Source organism: Bythopirellula polymerisocia (assembly GCF_007860015.1).
GTDB lineage: Bacteria > Planctomycetota > Planctomycetia > Pirellulales > Lacipirellulaceae > Bythopirellula > Bythopirellula polymerisocia.
Genome location: NZ_SJPS01000002.1, coordinates 164,313 through 180,127, shown reverse-complemented (window position 1 = coordinate 180,127; position 15,815 = coordinate 164,313). Strand labels below are relative to the sequence as shown.

Below are 15,815 nucleotides of genomic sequence, written 5' to 3'. Positions count from 1 at the left end.
CAACTCTTTTCCTATGCGATCCGTAATTGCTACTGCCGTCTTCCTCTTGCTGCCGATCGCTACGTCGCAAGCGGCTGAACCGCAGTCTGCTGCCCAATTAACTGAATTCAGGTCGAAAGAGGGGAAATTCAGTGTTCACCTGCTAGGGGAGCCGGTTCACGAGACTACTGAGGTGGGTGACGCCAAGGAGACGCAGCACCAGTTCTCGACTCCAGCGGCACAAGGAGTCTATCTTGTTTCCTACCAAGATAATCCGAACTTGAAGGGAAAGCCGCCGAAAGAAATGGAGCTCGCCCTTGAATCTGGCCGCGATCGACTTCTAGGTGCGTTTGAAGGGGAGCTTCTTGAGAGTAAGAGTCTCAAGTTAAATGAAGTCCATCCCGGCCTCAACTTTCGATTGACCATTCCACGCGCTCAGGGGGAGGCACGATGTCGCTTCTATATGGTCGGGACGAGACTGTACCAAATTTTGGTAATAGGCGCACCCGACTTTGTGAATGCAGAACAAGCAACTGAAGTCATCGACTCGTTCAAGCTGCTGCCGTGAGGTCGCTTGAGGATTGGGTCGCACTCTCCTCGCGAGTGAGTTGCCGTTTGGCTTCTGCGGTTTTTAAGAGCCGCAGCAGATTCAAATAGGCAACCGTGATACTCATCGCCAGTCCCATGGAACCTCGCAAGCAGAATCGCCGCCCAAAATAGCATTTCAAGAATTGGAGGGGAAATTCTGTAAAAAGCCTGAGTCCCAGCATCGGCATCCGCCGATGGACACGGTCGCGGGCAACTTGCGAAGAATAAAAATTGAGCTTCGCGACCGTCGCTTCCCAACTCCGGAAAGAATGGTGCCAGATGCGTCCGGACAATTCGCCCAGATTATTGCCTGCTATCTCGACACGGTCTTGATACGCGTGGTTGGAGCACCTTCCCCGCTGCCGGTTGTAGAGCCTCAGGATCGTGTAGCTGTAAGCAAACCACTTGGGACGATCTTCTCCGGGCAGCATATCCGTCACCTGCATCCAGAAGGCGTCGACGTTCACCGGCAGGCGAAATATCTCCTGAATTTCGCTCGCCAACGCAGGGCTTACCTCTTCGTCGGCATCGAGCATCAACAGCCAACCGTTGCGGCATTGATCCTCGGCGAATCGTTTCTGCGGGCCATAGCCGGACCATGGATTGTGCATCACCCGCGCCCCGGCCTGCTCGGCGACTTGCGCGGTGTCGTCATCGCTCCCGGATTCAACCACGATCACTTCATCGACCCAATCGCATACAGAGCGAATCGCCCGACCAATGCGATCCGCTTCGTTTTTCGCAATAATGTAGACTGAGACTGGTATGCGGCTGGATTCTGTCATGATTTAGGCGGCTGCTTTCTGCCGTTCGATGGGCAGGAATAGAATGTTATTGGAGCGGACATGAGGATTGTGTCTGTCCCAGACTTCCGTCAGGTGGTTCATGCGGACGGCAAGGCGATAGTCGATGATTCGCTTGTCAACAATAAGGAAGCTGCGATACCCTCTTCGCTCGACGAATTCAACCGACTCGCGCAGCTCCCCTTGGGTCAGTGAGTCCATCATTTCGATCAGTAGGACTGGGTGATCGCGCTCGATCACTCGCTGTGCACCTAGCAAGACCTTGCGTTCATGTCCCTCGACGTCGATTTTCATAAACCCCACATTGGAAACGCCAAGATCGTCGAGCCTCGCTGTCGGTACCTGAAACCGCACAAGATCTGGACTTGCTTCGGCGAGTTGATCAACCTCCAGGCTGCCGGCATTATTGCGAAAGAATGTCTTTGATTTGGGGACTGCAAATTCAGCTATGCCGCTTTCATCCGACAAGGCCGCTTTGGAGACAGTCACGTTCTCAGCGGCCACACGTTTGAGAATCCACCTCATCGCGGGATTGGGTTCGTAGGCGTAGACGTGCTGCGACAAGCGGGAGAGAAAATAAGTGTAGCTCCCACGATTGGCGCCTGCATCGACACTGGTTCGATTGGGATCAACTAGCAGCGGCAGAATGCTTAGTTCTGGTTCGTAGCGACGTAGATTGCGCCGTGCCTTTATCGCTGCATAAAGCTTCATCGGCAGAATTCGATAGCAGAGCTTCTGCGTTGCAGTCAGGAGGTCTGGTATATCGTTCATGTCTGGTTGCCTCGGTCGCTATCTCAGAATTTGATTACGCAGCTTGTGGAATGAGTTTGGAGTAGACCTGGGCCGTGGCGGCAGTCATATACTGGACAGTTAATTCGGATTTGGCCCACTGCCAGGTTGGAAGGTAGGCCTGACGGGAATTTTCTAGAGAGCTGAGCGTGCGATGAATTAAGCGGTGTAAGCCAGCTTCATCTCCGTAGTTGACCAGGAAATTGTTTGGCAAGAATCCATGTGCGCCAGGAAAGTGCGTCGAAACGATCACCTTCTCCAGGTGCAAGGCTTCCACCATCGCATAGGGGAAACCTTCGCGCTCAGAGGAGATTACCACCAGATCACTTTGGGACATTAATCTAGGTACATCGCGACGGAACCCGATAAGGTGTACTGAGCCGCGTAGATTGATTCTCTGAATCAAGGTTTCCAGTGCAAATCGCTCCGGACCCTCCCCGGCAATTACCAAGTGGGCATCGATCCCTTGCCAGGCACGAATGAGTCCCGCGTAACCTTTGACGGCTGCCAACCTTCCGGCGGCAATTGCTATGGGTCGGTTGTCATGAAGGCCAAGCTCGCGCTTGAGATAATCCCTGTCTGTTTCTGGAATCGAGAGTGGTTCAATCCCGTTCGGGATTACCACTGCCTGTGGCAAATCGACTTGATCACGGATGGCGGGGCTCACGCAGATCACCGTATCAAAATGGCGAAACACACGATTGTTTGTCTTGAAGCCATGCACAGTCGCCACTCGAGTAGCCCCTTGAAACAAACGAAGATTGGCCACCATCTGGGAAGCTTTGTTTGCATGGGTGTGGACCACATCAGGACGAAACGATTTCAACACGCGATGGAGACGCAAGAGAGTGAATGGATTGCGCCGGCTGCCTGCAAATTCTAACGGGCAGAATTGAACACTTGCAGAGAGATGACTTGCTTGGGCGGGATCGGCAATCGCCAGAACTTGGTGCTCGACCGATAGACCGCCACATAGGTCAGCAAAATGCTTCTCAAGCCCACCCATTACTGGACCGCTGGCCATGATTTGAGCTATGCGAAGCGGTGGCATGTTTCATCCATGCAGGGAAAAAGTGGTGGTTGCGCTTGGCGAACCTTAGTGAATCGGCCAACAACGAACAACCCCGCCCTCAAGGTCAATTCACCGAGGCACTTGCTAGCGGTGCATGCTTGATTTGCTCGATCTCTCCTGTTGGCGCAGCATCACCTGGCCCGTATCCTCCCCGCACCCCATCCCGCCCACAAAATCTCGACCCATGTTCTTACTCACCAAACAGCAGCGCAAAGCTTGGCGCAATCGACTCACTCGAGAGCGACTCGCGCGCCTGGCAGAAGTAGAGACAACGCCAACCCAACGGTCCACTGGATTGGTGCTGTCGATCATGCTGACCACAAAGCCCGATCCCCAACGCGGGGAAAAGATCAGTACCAACTATGCAGCATATTTACGCCCTTGGTGGACCACAGTGAATCGAGTGGGTCTCAACGGCGTCGTGTTGCACGATGGATTGCCCGCAGACTTCATCGCCTCGGCCACTACTGAGCATGTCCGCTTCCACCGCGTCGAACCGGGCGAGTGGCCTATCCTCCACGATCGCCACCGACTCTGCCGCGACTATCTGCGAACGACCGACGAACCCCATGTAATTTTGACGGACATTTCCGATGTGGCATTCAAGCGAGACCCCTTCGCATTGATCGAGCAAGACTCGGGAAAACATCGACTCTTTCTCGGGTCCGAGGAAAAGACGGTCGGCTCAAGTCGTTGCTTAAGTCAGGAGGTTGCCAAACAGTTCGGTATGCTTCTTCATGCCGAACGCCAGGTCATCAATCCCGGTATTCTGGGTGGCCAACGAACCGAAGTCATCAAACTCTTGGACCGCATCATAGATTGCATCAGCGAGCAGTCCGATCTGGTAAATTCGGACATGTCGATTGTCAATAAAGTGGTCCACGACCATTACTCGCCCAGCGAAATTTTCACCGGCTTTCCGCTCCATTCGCGATTCAAGAAGTGGCAGTATCAGAGCCGCGCCGCCATCCTCCATAAGTAGCCCTTGCCATGAGCAATTTTTTCATAAGATCTGCCATTTGGATGCGGTATCAATCGCGAAAAATATTCAGACCGCGGACGGTCACGAATCGAGGATTGCGGATATTTCTTGGCGACCACGCCTCATCGACCTACGCTCGGTCGATTTATCGTGATTCCCACGAAGCCGAAGAACGCGAGATCGTGCTACGCAATCTTGCGGACGACGATACTGTGCTGGAATGTGGGGCAGGCTTGGGGCTGGTCACCATTCTTTGTTGCCGCAAGATTGGCTCTGACCGAGTTCACACCCTGGAAGCGAACCCAGCCTTGGAAAGCGTGTTGCGAAAAAACTTTGCTTTGAACCATGTCTCGCCCGATTTGCAGATCAAACTGGTTGCCTTAGAGGAAGGGGAAGAGGACTTCTATGTCGATGAGAAGTTTGTCACATCCAGCCGCTTTGGCAGCGACGAAGATGTAGGTCGACAGCAACAAAAGGTCCCGGCAGTCTCGCTGCAAAAACTGCTTGATTCGATTCGCCCCACGTTTCTCATCATGGACATCGAAGGGGCAGAGGTGGATCTGGCGGATTCGAGCCTGAATCTCAGCACCGTACGCAAGCTCTGCATTGAGATGCATCCACAAATCGTTGGCAATGAAGCAATCACACGGGTTGTAGCCCGCCTTGTCGAGCAAGGGTTTACCTGGCAGCTTCGCGAAAGCAAGCAAGACGTACTTTTCTTCTCCCGAGCAGCCTGAAAAAAATCATGCAAATTCACGCGGCAAAGAATATGACCGAAGCCCTGGAAACTTCTTACGAGCAGACCTTGGCTACGATGATCAAACTGACCGACGGGGATCAGCGGCTCTCGAACTACATCAGGGTCCATGCCGGACGACACCTACACACGCTCGAAACACTTTGCAAGCGAGGGGCCTTGCAAGGCAAGGTACTGGACCTGGGAGCGGCCCCATTCTTCCTCTCCGAGTGTTTGACTCGCATGGGAGTCGACACCACGGCAGCCGACTACGATCCCACCCAATGGAAATTTCGTGACCAGTTGTCATGTCCCATCGTTTCGTTGGATTGCGACGGAAAACGCTTTGATCTCCCAGACTCTGAGTTTGACGTCATCATCATGACTGAAGTCTTTGAGCATTTGCGTCAGGACTTGATCTTCACCGCCCAGGAGATCCTCCGTGTGCTGCGGCCTGGAGGCATCCTTTATCTCACGACGCCCAATCTGTTTTCGTTGAGGAAGCTCAGCAAAATCGCTCGCAAGGGATATATCAACAATCTCCATGCAGAATACCGCAACCTCAAAGAACTGGGCTACATGGGCCACGTTCGCGAGTATACTCCCCGCGAGATCGAGATGTTCTTCGAAGCTTGTGGTTACAGTTCGATCGATGTGTGGACAGCTAATGTCTATTCCAAGTCCAGCGGATTCGCCTGGCGAGTTGTTACGGCAGGCCTCCCTAGAATGAGAGAAACGATCTGCGGGGTGATGTCGAAGCCGTTGAAGCCAACACTCGCCGTGAAATATGCCGAAGAACACTTCTCGCCCGCCAAGGCCGCCTAGCCAACCATTGACCAACAGACATCCCAACGACTCAATCCTGATCTACGAAAAATGACTACAATTAATAAAAGATCTACTCCTGCCCAAGAGCACAAATTGCAAGTGCTTGCCGTCGGGGATTGCAATACCTACGGCATCCAAGAACCTCCCATCGGCAACACGATCCTCGATAAGTTCTGCCGATGTCTGGAGCAAGCCGGCTATCCAGCCAGCAGCCAGAATCTCGGTTTCGGGATGGGCACCTCTCGCGAAGGAATCGCCCTGATGGAAGCGAAGGCAGCGAGGGCAGATATTTTGCTGTTGAACTTTGGGCTTGTGGACTCATGGATCACTTCCATTCCGCGGGTCTATGTTCCCTATTTCCCCGATTCTAGAGCGAAAAAAGTCAGGCGTAAATTACTGAAATTTACCAAACGGAGATTGCGTGCTCCCTTGCTGCGCCGAGTGATTCCCAGCGGTAATGTGGTTCCACTTGCTGAATTCCGAGCCAACATTGAGCAAATTATCTCGCTGGCACGTCAGGCAAATCCATCCGTCTGGGTTCTTCTGTGGGGCAGTCCCCCCGTTCAGTATGACGCGGAACGCAATGGGCACCTGCTCCAATACAATGCCGAGCTACACGACGTAGCCACGCGCAAGAGGGCAATGTATCTCCCCACTAAGCCCATCATCGACAACCTCCCTTCGGCAGAGGCGTTCTTGGATAACGTCCACCTGAATGAAGCCGCGACGACTTCCATTGCTGCGGAAATGGCCCACGCGTTTCTCTCACAAAGGCAACGAACCGCCGCCTAGGATTTGCCTCGCCCATGAACACTGTTATCTGGCGAATGCACGACGGCAAGCCGGGCCATGCCAACCAGACACGAGGGCTGGTCAATGCCTTGAGCGACATCCTGCCAGTGCAATGTCACGACTTGCTGGCACCCGCACGGACCCAGAGCTTGAAGTGGTGGTTTGCCAAACAATTTCCCCCAGGAAAGACTCTCCCTCGGCCGCAACTGATTCTCGGAGCAGGTCACTCTACTCATCTAGCTATGCTCGCCGCCCGCCGCTGCTATGGTGGCAAGGCCATCGTATTGATGAAACCTTCCCTGCCTCCTAGGCTGTTTGATCTCTGCATCGTCCCCGAGCACGATGGGTTGGCTGCTGCGCCGCATGTGGTCCTCTCGCGTGGTGTACTCAATCTCGTTTCCCCGTCGTTCATGAAGGAAGCTGGGCGGGGACTCTTGCTCGTCGGAGGCCCATCCGCAGCACATGGATGGAACAGTCTCGCGATCGTCGAGCAGATTACGACGATCGTTACCGATCAACCAAAGTTCACGTGGAAGCTCACCACCTCGCGAAGAACACCACCAGATTTCCTCGGTTTGCTACGCACTCACCAGTTGGCGAATCTTACGATTGTCCCCCACGAAGAAACCGACCCCGACTGGGTGCCGTCCGAACTTTCCCGATCCTCACAGGTATGGGTCAGCGAAGACAGCGTCTCGATGGTCTACGAGGCACTCACCAGCGGTGCCTCGGTAGGCTTGTTGGAAGTTCCCCAGAAGCAAGTCGGCCGCGTCGCCCGCGGAGTACAAGAACTTCGTGCCCAGGGCTGGGTCACACGATTTTCCGATTGGGATCGCAGCAGATCGCTCCCTGCGCCAGCACACCCTCTCCACGAAGCCAATAGATGCGCCGCATTAATCTGCGAGCGTTTCCAACTGGCAGATGCTGCCTGACACCATAAGTGGGCCAGTTTCACGTAGGTAGGGCTGAGTGGAGCGATCACCGGCAAGCCACCGAGTAGACTCCGATCATTAACTTTCCCGGCTCGCCGTGGTCGCGGACTGGCCTGACCAAAGATGTTCTTAGAACGTGTTTTGAAATTGCCTGCATTGTAAAAAACAGCTACGGCTCCCTCTTTTGGTAAGCAGCCTTTGGAAGGAGCCGCAGCATGAAGACGGAGATAAAGTATTCCAGCGATTTGACTAGCCGACAATGGCAATTGATTTGCCAACTGCTGCCACGGCCCTCGCGGCTGGGGCGTCGTCCGATAGACCGCCGACGGATTATCAACGCGGTTTTGTATGTCGTACGAACTGGTTGCCAGTGGCGAATGCTGCCGAGGAACTTTCCGAATTGGAGCACCGTCTACAATGTCTTTTGGAGGTGGCGAAATGACGGAATTTGGCAAAAGATTCATGATGCTTTGCGAGCGAAGACGCGGAAGGCTGCTGGCAAGAAATCGACGCCTACGGTAGCAATTGTTGACAGTCAGTCGATCCGCACGGCTGAGGGAGGTGAGGAAAGAGGCTACGACGCGGCCAAGAAAATCACGGGCCGCAAGCGACATGTGGCCGTCGATACGCTGGGATTGTTACTGACGATCGTGGTTCATGCGGCAGACTGGCAAGATCAAGACGGCGCGGAATGGGTCATGGAAAAGCTGGGAGAACAATACAAGCGGATCAAGGTGGTCTTTGGAGATCTTGCTTACGGTCGTGGAGGTTTGCCCGAATGGGTAATGGAAACGTTCGGTTGGATTCTGCAAACGGTGTTGCGGCCGGTTGGTGCTCAGGGCTTTGACGTGTTGCCCAAACGCTGGATTGTCGAACGGACCTTCGCTTGGTTGGCACGCCATCGACGTCAAAGTAAAGACTACGAAAAAACAGCCGCCTCCAGCGAGGCGATCACCTATATCGCCATGATTAGACTCATGTCAAAAAGACTCGCGAAAACCAATTATTGAATTTCAAAACACGTTCTTAGGTGGATTGGCTTCTCCGACTCTTCTTTCTTCCTCGTAGCTGGATATGGTGGCGCCGACTTAATACCCAAAAAAGTCAAGAAATCGATTGTGGCCATATCCACGACTAGCTAGCTGACTGACAGATAGCTGGTCAGCTTCCTAAGTCGGATAGAGGGCTCTCAACCGTTCTCACCCAAATAGCGCACGCACGACGATCTGGGACCAGGACTCGAAGTCGTCCAATTCGTTTAGCAACTCGCATATGGGTCGAAAGCCGGCGTTGAGGATTTCTGCTTCGCGGGGTGATACGAGCGGCTCGGCAAGGTCGAAGAGATGCACGACTCCCAGATGAACCTCTCCTACCGGAGTTTCGTCGTCGTTGATCAGGCCGACGCACTCTTCGGTGTAGGCCGTTTCGAGGGCGACTTCCTCGGCCAGTTCCCGCTGCATGCCGACGCGGTAAACATCAGCGATCGTGCCGGCGTCGGCATCGTCGGTTGAAATGTGCCCGCCAATGCCGACGCTCCGTTTGGCATGGAGTCGTTTCTCGCCTTGTCCTCCGCCTCGAGTGTATTGGAACAGGCAGGGGATCCCGTCGGCATCCGTATGACGAAAGACCATGTAGGGGATCAATTGCTTGAAGCTGGGGTCCTGCTCCATCTCGCTGCGTGGTCGGTAGCTGAGTTGCTGGCTTTCGAGCAGTGCCGGCAAGTAGGTGCTCAGGTCCCGCGAAAAACCTTGAAAATGGCCCAGCGTGTGAAACTCGCTGGTAGGCAGGACAAGAACACGTTCTTCGGCAACGGTTGGCATGATGAATCCCTTCGGGTTTGGTGGCATATTGACTGAGCAACTAGCTTAGTTTGCTGACAAGGAGTCTACGAAAATTGTCTCGAAAATTGTAGGGGCTTGAACTTGAGAATCCCGCAAGTTACCGAGGGAAACTGAATCGAAACTGGCTTGGATCCTCATTATTTAAAATAGTGGCGGATGGCCCATCTGGCGGCGCCAGTTCGAGAGATGTCCCAAGTGAGATGCCTCGTGGGTGCTCATCAGATGTGCCATCAGGTCTCCAGCTGTAGGCAGCATAGCTTTGAGAAACTCGAAGGGAAGCGGATTGGGACGCTCCAAGAGATCGGTAGGGACTTCGGTGCTGAGTGCCGTCACGGCAGCGTGGCCGGCTGAATAGGCATGCCATAGTTCGCCTTTAGTCGGATACGGAAATTCTTTCGAAAGGGGTAACGACTGAGGGGCAAATTCTTTGTGCCAGTTTTCAGGTAGTTGCTTCATGCCTCCCATGAGTTCGAGTGCGAAATCCGTACAGATCGCCAGATGACCCAAGAGCCACGCTGGCGGATTAATCCCGGGCGATGGTTGAGCCCGCATTTCTGCTTCGGGAATATCCTTGAGCAGTGCTTCGCAGTAGCCAAGATTAAAAGCATATACTTGTCGGAGATAGTCGTTCATTATGTTCCTTTGGATTGGGGGTTGAATCTCGAGGGTTAAGTGATGATCAGGGACTACAAACTACGGACAAATCCTACTAACTACTTTCCCTGCTGTCTTCCTTCTCTCGCCACTCGGCGTCTTCCTGTTCCAGCTCTTCCTGTTCTACGACGGCTTCGCGATGTTCACGATCTCCACTCCACCCTGCTCGGCGGCGGTCAAGCTGTTCGATGTCCTCAATATTTCCATAAACGATCAAGGTATCACCGGCATGGATACTATCATCGCCGCGTGGGGTGCCATGGAATATGCCCTCGGGAGAGCGAATGCCGAGGATGAGAATTCCTTCGTCGGACAATCGCAACTCCATCAGCGGTTTATTGGCCAACCAGTCTTGCGGCTCAACGATCATTTCGCTTACGGCATACCCCCCGGAGAGTTCCAGCAAGGCCACATAATCGCGGACATCGAGGTCGGTAAAAGTTTTGAGGGCCCACGCAATCACACGGTTCATGTGCCGCTCGACCCAGCGACTGGAGAAGAAAAACCAGAGCGTGATCAGCCCTCCGCAGAGCGAAGCAGCGATCAGGAGTTTTTGCTGCCAAGTGGAACCCACAGTTCCGCTGACTGAAACCATGATCGTAGCGATGACCGTGGCCACACCGACATTACCCATCAGCATAAGCAGCATGATAATCTGTCGTCGCACCGGGTGATTCACCGTCGTTTCTGCTTCGGTGGTGGTATATCCCACCCCAGTGAATGCAGAACGGGCCTGAAACTTGGCCGACTCACGAGAGAGTCCCGTAAACATGAGTGCCAAAGCTGCGACCCGCGTGACCATTAGCGATAAGGCCAGGGCAACCAAGAGAGAGAAAACGCCAACCAATGCATTCAATGAATGATCTCCTTTGAGAATCGACTATTTGATTCAAAGGCTGAGTATAGCGTAGTAACGATACGTGTAGAACTGTCGTTACTTCCCCGCAGGTCGCAGGGGGCTATAAGCAAGGATAAAACGTTTCTCGCCAACCGTGACAAAGCGGACCGTCGCTCGGCGGTTTTTTCCTGAGCCGGAGAGTGCCACGATCTTGCCCACGCCATGTTTCGGATGAACCACCGTCATTCCTTGGGCAAATGCATCGGGAGAAACGCGGGGCTCGGAGTCTTGCACCACGCCGGCGAGCGCTGCCGCTGTGGTAATCTGTCCTGCCACCGTCGGCCAATCTGCAGATTTCTCTGCGGGGGACTCAGCTTTTGGCTCCGCAGCTGCACCGAAATCGAACGAAACATCAGCGAACTCGTCCGATTGATCTTCTTCCGCGTATTCTTGTTCTTCATCGAGCCAGGATTCGTCGTGCCAGTTTTCCATGTCTGGCGAGGACGTGACAAGCTCAAGAGCATCGCGAGGAATCTCCATCAGAAATGAACTGGGGACCGTATGGCGCCGCTGGCCGCGGAAGTCTCGCTCGATGGCGTAGCTCAACTGGAGTTCTTCCTTGGCCCGGGTGATTCCTACGAAAGCCAGGCGTCGTTCCTCCTCCAGTTGTGCTTCGTCGCTGGTGCTGCGTTCGTGTGGGAGGAGGCCATGTTCGATCGCGATGATGAACACCACGGGGAACTCAAGTCCCTTGGCGGCGTGGAGCGTCATTAGCGTGACCTTATCGGTTTCGCTCTCCCAATCATCGGTCTCGTTCACTAACCAGGCGTTTTCCAGGTAGGTTTCCAACTGACCGCCGCCAGGATTCTGCTCGTCGAATTGACGGGCATCGGTGAGCAGTTCCTCGATGTTGGCCAGACGGTTGAGGTCTTCCTCGCTGTCGCTTTCACTCAGGGAGGCCCGGTAGCCGGATTCCTCCAAAACCGTGCCAAGGATTTCTTCCAGGTCACCATTCGCAAGTTCACAAAGGTGGTCCATCAGAGCCACATAAACGGCAACTTTCTTGGCAGAACGGGCCGCGATTCCAGCAATCGATGATGCTTCGCGGGCTGCGTCCAGTAGGGGAATCCCCTCTCGGTAGGCATGATCGCTCAAGAGATCGACCGTCTTGCGGCCAATGCCACGCGTCGGGGTATTGATCGTGCGGAGGACTGCCTGATCGTCGCGTGGATTGTTGATGAGTTGGCAGTAGGCCAGCACATCTTTGATCTCTTTGCGACCATAGAACTCCTGACCTCGGATGATTTGATACGGTACCCCCGCCTCGCGTAGTCCCCGTTCAAGCGAGCGCGAAAGAGCGTTGACTCGGTAGAGGATGGCGAAATCTGAGGCGCGGCGCTGGCCTGCCTCAATGGCTTCGGCGATAGAAGCCGCGATGCCAGTGGACTCGGCGTCTTGGCTCGCGAATTCCACTAGTCGGACGGCGGGACCTTCGGCATTGTCCGTAAACAATGATTTCTGTTTGCGTCGCAGATTATGTTGGATTAGATCGTCGGCCACGCGCAGGATTCTCTTGCTGCTGCGATAGTTCTGCTCCAAACGGACCACTTTGACTTGGGGGAAGTCGTTCTCGAACTGCAGAATGTTCTTGATGTCGGCACCGCGCCAGCCGTAGATCGATTGGTCGGGGTCGCCGGTTACTGCCAGGTTAGGATAGTCCACCGACAGGGCCCGGAGCATGACATATTGAACATGATTGGTGTCTTGATACTCGTCTACCAGCAGGTATCGGAACCGTTCGTCGAGCTCCGCACGGACCTCGGGGCTCTGGTAAAGAAGCTGCGCGACGTGGAGCAAGAGATCGTCAAAATCGACCGCTGACGAAGCGATCAGCCGCTTTTGGTAGGCCGGATAAACCTCGGCCACGATCTGGCTTAGCGGACTCCCAGGACGCGGCTCGAACTTGTCGGCTGTGATGAGCTTGTTCTTGGCATCGCTGATAGCGTGGGCTATCCGGTCAGGAGTGTAATGGAGCGTATTGACTCGGCCGGCGTCGATCACTCGGGAGAGCGTCTGCTTGGCGTCGGCCGTGTCGTAGATCGTAAAATTGGGAGTCAGTCCCACCAGCTCAGAATAGTGCCTCAGAAGTCGAGCCCCGAACCGGTGAAAGGTGCTGACCCAGACTCGCTCACCGGGGGCCAATTCCTCAACCCGCTGGTGCATCTCGGCGGATGCCTTGTTAGTAAATGTCAAAGCTAGCAATTGAGACGCAGGGATCCCTTCCCGCAGCAGGTGGGCAATGCGGTGGGTGACGACGCGAGTCTTCCCGCTGCCCGGGCCCGCCAGAACGAGCATTGGTCCCTCGACATGGCGTACCGCCTCGCATTGGGCAGGGTTAAGTGCTTCGAATAATGGGTCCACAAGATTCCTTTTACTTCTCCCAGCCGGACGCTCGCCTTCCTCCAAGAGCAAAGTGTGCGGTTCTAACAATCGTTTGTTCCAGTAAAAAACTGTTGGCCCGGCTGAGGCAACATCTCTATCCTACGCCGTGCAGTTTACTCGCGCCAATGACAGCATCTCTGAAGGAAGTCGAGAAATTTTCTGCTCAGAGAGGTTTTTTCTAGCGTTCATTGCCAACTAATTGCTATACTTCCGGCCATACGGAGTAATTGTTCGACGAATCTTCGAGTGAATCGCCGAGCATTGCGGCAAGCTTTTCGGCCCCGCATAATTTACCAGACATCTAGACCCAGGGAGGGAACCCACGATGACACGTGTCCCACTGAATCATGCCGAACTTGCCAACCAGGGCATGAAAGATCGCCTCGAGATGAGCACGGCCGAAATCGGCCTCGCCGTACGCACGACCAACTGCCTTGAAGAAAAAGGCGTCTTCACGGTCGACGACCTACTCCATTGCACGCGGGAAGACCTGCTGAGCATTTCCAACTTCGGCGAGAAGACCCTCGACGAAGTTTACAAAGCATTGGAGGAAATTGGCTTCCGTCGGCCGCAGGCGCCGAGGTGAGTATAGTAGGTCCTCCTCACCGAGGCAGACATTCGGGACCTCGGCGCAGAATTCCATGTCACGGAGTGACATCGGCTACGGAATGAGGGTTTCCTCGACAAAGCCCGAGATAGAGTTGCAGATCTGGTCCAGCGGTAAGTCATCCGCCTCTTTGCCGAATGGCTCTTCAATAACCTCGGCGGTGACTTCCATGGCAAGTAAGAAGGCAATGGCCAATAGTAGAATTGGCAATGCCGTGATCCCCCGATCAAATGTCACGGTCCAGGGGGAGATGACGATAAATGCCACTGTGCTCCACCGCAGCAGGGATCGATAGGACGAGGCGAGTGGCGTGGACTTGATGCGCTCGCAGCCGCCGCAGATTTCCAACAAGGCACGGGCATGCTTATCCAGAATCCAAACCGTCTCCTTCAGGGACCCTGCACGGTTCCAACGGTTGAGCAATTCATGGATCTGACCGGCGAGATAACCTGGTAGATGTGATCCGGGTAGTGTTTCGTTATCAAAGCCAGGAAGCGGCTCAATGTATGCCTCATCGCGAAGGTGCTGACGCAACGCGTGAGGATAGGCGGCCAGCAAGCGTCCGAGTTTTTGCAACTCGCCTGCATCGACATCCGCATGGGCTCTTGCTTTGAGCGCAAGATTTCTACAATCGTTGACTAATTGCCCCCACAGTTTGCGACCTTCCCACCAACGGTCATTCGCCGCATTGGTGCGATAGACCAACAGGATGCCGAGCGCAAAGGTCAACAATGTCGCCGCCTCATCCCCCTCCTGCCAAACGGGAAAGTCCACAAATCTACTGAGAACGGCAACGCCAAGCTCATACACGGCTGCAATGGCAAGCCAGCGGATCACGTGATGTCGCACGTTGAATGCGGGCAGAAAATGGTTGTCACCGATCACTTCGGAGCCTTTCGCAAAAGTCGAGAGCTAAAAGTCGAGTGTCGAAAGCCTGACAGAGTTTTCTGGCCCTCGGCTCTCAGCCATCCAAGTGTCTTATGCTGGCAGTGAATAAAACCAATTGAACGAACTGGCAGGCTATTACGTAGAAAAGTTGCAACATCCGGGCTTGCAGCAGGTTGTTTTTTTTCGACATCAGGTTGCTCCTTTTCACCATTTACTAATTATTGCTACCGCCGAGCAAACTGTAGGTTAGAGTTGTTTAACTTTAGTGGCTGCAGTTAGAAGCTGACTCGAGCGATAGCACTAATGGCAGGCAAAAAAGCTACTCCTCCGGCCAACTTATCCCAGGTCGTAAAGTCGCCCTAACTTGAATTCCTCGCCAAATTGGGGATCGATGGCAAGAAATGATTGCCAAGCGGAGATCTCGGAGATTAAACTATTTCGTAGGGGGGCAACTATCCCCCTGTACCTTTTTTATGTGAGATTAACATGAAATGCTCTTGGAAATCGGTGACTACAGGTTGTTGTCTTGTGGCGCTGACTCTTATGGGGATGAACTCCGTCAGTGCTCAATGCAGTACCTGTCCAACTCCTGTTGTGGCTTTTTCACCAGTAGTGCAACCAACTACGGTGACCTTTACACCTGCCAGAGGTTGGTATCCTGGTAAAATGCTCGACAACTGGCGAATGCGTCGTTGGGGTTTTTCTGCTCCTGTTGCAGTAACCACTGTCGCACCGACCACCGTTGGTTTCGCACCAACGACCGTTGGGTTTGCACCGACAGCGTCCAGCTTCGTTCCTACGACGGTTGGATTCGCTCCCATGGCAACCTCGGTCAATCATGTGACTGCTTTTGCGCCACTAGGCCAACGCCAAGTGCTCATGCGACCGGTCATCGTGGGGAGCCCCGTAATCACCAGTGGCTGTTCGACCTGTGCTGCACCCGCGCCTTGCTCGGCCTGCTCCAGCTGCAATCCTTGTTCGAGCTGTGCTCCAGCAGTTTCTCAAGCCAGCTTCGTTCAGGCGGCACCAGCATGTTCGAGTTGT

General features: G+C 54.2%; 17 protein-coding genes. 8 read left to right on the top strand and 9 right to left on the bottom strand.

The window, feature by feature from the left end:
- The first annotated feature begins 13 nt into the window (after positions 1-13).
- Complete coding sequence (locus Pla144_RS06935; RefSeq protein WP_146449378.1) at positions 14-547, top strand: hypothetical protein; 534 nt, start codon at positions 14-16, stop codon at positions 545-547.
- On the opposite strand, the gene Pla144_RS06930 is transcribed toward Pla144_RS06935, so the two are convergent.
- The 3 genes from Pla144_RS06930 to Pla144_RS06920 are packed head-to-tail and all read right to left on the bottom strand — an operon-like array spanning position 531 to position 3,210.
- Positions 531-1,352 carry a glycosyltransferase family 2 protein gene (locus Pla144_RS06930; RefSeq protein ID WP_146449376.1) on the bottom strand — a complete coding sequence of 274 codons (822 nt, stop codon included), beginning with the start codon at positions 1,350-1,352 and terminating at the stop codon, positions 531-533. The two genes, Pla144_RS06935 and Pla144_RS06930, sit on opposite strands and share 17 nt — an antisense overlap.
- Positions 1,353-1,355: 3 nt before the next feature.
- A complete protein-coding gene (locus Pla144_RS06925) occupies positions 1,356-2,141 on the bottom strand; it encodes an FkbM family methyltransferase (protein ID WP_146449374.1) in 786 nt (261 codons plus the stop codon).
- Between the two features lie 34 nt (positions 2,142-2,175).
- On the bottom strand, positions 2,176-3,210 hold the full coding sequence (locus Pla144_RS06920; protein ID WP_146449372.1) for a glycosyltransferase: 1,035 nt from the start codon (positions 3,208-3,210) through the stop codon (positions 2,176-2,178).
- Positions 3,211-3,415: 205 nt separating this feature from the next.
- Here Pla144_RS06920 and Pla144_RS06915 point away from each other — a divergent pair, with 205 nt between their 5' ends.
- The 6 genes from Pla144_RS06915 to Pla144_RS06890 all read left to right on the top strand — a co-directional run bounded on the left by Pla144_RS06915 (position 3,416) and on the right by Pla144_RS06890 (position 8,511).
- Entirely contained in the window at positions 3,416-4,213 is a 798-nt protein-coding gene (locus Pla144_RS06915; RefSeq protein WP_146449370.1) for a hypothetical protein, read from the top strand.
- Between the two features lie 95 nt (positions 4,214-4,308).
- Entirely contained in the window at positions 4,309-4,950 is a 642-nt protein-coding gene (locus Pla144_RS06910) for an FkbM family methyltransferase (protein WP_197530447.1), read from the top strand.
- An 8-nt stretch (positions 4,951-4,958) separates the two neighbouring features.
- The gene (locus tag Pla144_RS06905) at positions 4,959-5,774 is read left to right on the top strand and encodes a class I SAM-dependent methyltransferase (protein WP_146449366.1); all 816 of its coding nucleotides are present in this window, start codon (positions 4,959-4,961) and stop codon (positions 5,772-5,774) included.
- 51 nt (positions 5,775-5,825) lie between these two features.
- Positions 5,826-6,569, top strand: a complete 744-nt coding sequence (locus Pla144_RS06900) for an SGNH/GDSL hydrolase family protein (RefSeq protein WP_146449364.1) — start codon at positions 5,826-5,828, stop codon at positions 6,567-6,569.
- A gap of 14 nt (positions 6,570-6,583) precedes the next feature.
- Entirely contained in the window at positions 6,584-7,501 is a 918-nt protein-coding gene (locus tag Pla144_RS06895; protein ID WP_146449362.1) for a mitochondrial fission ELM1 family protein, read from the top strand.
- Between the two features lie 215 nt (positions 7,502-7,716).
- Positions 7,717-8,511, top strand: a complete 795-nt coding sequence (locus tag Pla144_RS06890) for an IS5 family transposase (protein ID WP_146449360.1) — start codon at positions 7,717-7,719, stop codon at positions 8,509-8,511.
- Between the two features lie 189 nt (positions 8,512-8,700).
- Here the strand turns inward: Pla144_RS06890 and Pla144_RS06885 are convergent, their stop codons facing one another.
- The 4 genes from Pla144_RS06885 to Pla144_RS06870 all read right to left on the bottom strand — a co-directional run bounded on the left by Pla144_RS06885 (position 8,701) and on the right by Pla144_RS06870 (position 13,255).
- Positions 8,701-9,321: a phosphoesterase gene (locus Pla144_RS06885; RefSeq protein ID WP_146449357.1), complete on the bottom strand. Its 621-nt coding sequence runs from the start codon at positions 9,319-9,321 to the stop codon at positions 8,701-8,703.
- 162 nt (positions 9,322-9,483) lie between these two features.
- Positions 9,484-9,975, bottom strand: coding sequence for a DinB family protein (locus Pla144_RS06880; RefSeq protein ID WP_146449355.1), 492 nt, complete (start codon positions 9,973-9,975; stop codon positions 9,484-9,486).
- Positions 9,976-10,051: 76 nt separating this feature from the next.
- Positions 10,052-10,852, bottom strand: a complete 801-nt coding sequence (locus Pla144_RS06875; protein WP_197530446.1) for a TrkA C-terminal domain-containing protein — start codon at positions 10,850-10,852, stop codon at positions 10,052-10,054.
- Between the two features lie 78 nt (positions 10,853-10,930).
- Positions 10,931-13,255, bottom strand: coding sequence for an ATP-dependent helicase (locus Pla144_RS06870; protein ID WP_146449352.1), 2,325 nt, complete (start codon positions 13,253-13,255; stop codon positions 10,931-10,933).
- A gap of 346 nt (positions 13,256-13,601) precedes the next feature.
- Between Pla144_RS06870 and Pla144_RS06865 the strand changes: the two genes are divergently transcribed.
- Positions 13,602-13,862, top strand: coding sequence for a DNA-directed RNA polymerase subunit alpha C-terminal domain-containing protein (locus Pla144_RS06865; RefSeq protein WP_146449350.1), 261 nt, complete (start codon positions 13,602-13,604; stop codon positions 13,860-13,862).
- 75 nt (positions 13,863-13,937) lie between these two features.
- Here Pla144_RS06865 and Pla144_RS06860 read toward each other — a convergent pair whose 3' ends face one another.
- Positions 13,938-14,768 carry a bestrophin family ion channel gene (locus tag Pla144_RS06860; protein WP_146449348.1) on the bottom strand — a complete coding sequence of 277 codons (831 nt, stop codon included), beginning with the start codon at positions 14,766-14,768 and terminating at the stop codon, positions 13,938-13,940.
- 569 nt (positions 14,769-15,337) lie between these two features.
- Positions 15,338-15,607, bottom strand: coding sequence for a hypothetical protein (locus Pla144_RS06855; RefSeq protein WP_146449346.1), 270 nt, complete (start codon positions 15,605-15,607; stop codon positions 15,338-15,340).
- Positions 15,608-15,815 lie beyond the last annotated feature (208 nt).

What these genes read in the sequence shown, in the direction of transcription:
- Pla144_RS06935 (WP_146449378.1), top strand. Translation starts at nt 14, where the DNA reads ATGCGATCCGTAATTGCTACTGCCGTCTTCCTCTTGCTGCCGATCGCT.
- Pla144_RS06930 (WP_146449376.1), bottom strand. Translation starts at nt 1,352, where the DNA reads ATGACAGAATCCAGCCGCATACCAGTCTCAGTCTACATTATTGCGAAA.
- Pla144_RS06925 (WP_146449374.1), bottom strand. Translation starts at nt 2,141, where the DNA reads ATGAACGATATACCAGACCTCCTGACTGCAACGCAGAAGCTCTGCTAT.
- Pla144_RS06920 (WP_146449372.1), bottom strand. Translation starts at nt 3,210, where the DNA reads ATGCCACCGCTTCGCATAGCTCAAATCATGGCCAGCGGTCCAGTAATG.
- Pla144_RS06915 (WP_146449370.1), top strand. Translation starts at nt 3,416, where the DNA reads ATGTTCTTACTCACCAAACAGCAGCGCAAAGCTTGGCGCAATCGACTC.
- Pla144_RS06905 (WP_146449366.1), top strand. Translation starts at nt 4,959, where the DNA reads ATGCAAATTCACGCGGCAAAGAATATGACCGAAGCCCTGGAAACTTCT.
- Pla144_RS06900 (WP_146449364.1), top strand. Translation starts at nt 5,826, where the DNA reads ATGACTACAATTAATAAAAGATCTACTCCTGCCCAAGAGCACAAATTG.
- Pla144_RS06895 (WP_146449362.1), top strand. Translation starts at nt 6,584, where the DNA reads ATGAACACTGTTATCTGGCGAATGCACGACGGCAAGCCGGGCCATGCC.
- Pla144_RS06890 (WP_146449360.1), top strand. Translation starts at nt 7,717, where the DNA reads ATGAAGACGGAGATAAAGTATTCCAGCGATTTGACTAGCCGACAATGG.
- Pla144_RS06885 (WP_146449357.1), bottom strand. Translation starts at nt 9,321, where the DNA reads ATGCCAACCGTTGCCGAAGAACGTGTTCTTGTCCTGCCTACCAGCGAG.
- Pla144_RS06880 (WP_146449355.1), bottom strand. Translation starts at nt 9,975, where the DNA reads ATGAACGACTATCTCCGACAAGTATATGCTTTTAATCTTGGCTACTGC.
- Pla144_RS06865 (WP_146449350.1), top strand. Translation starts at nt 13,602, where the DNA reads ATGACACGTGTCCCACTGAATCATGCCGAACTTGCCAACCAGGGCATG.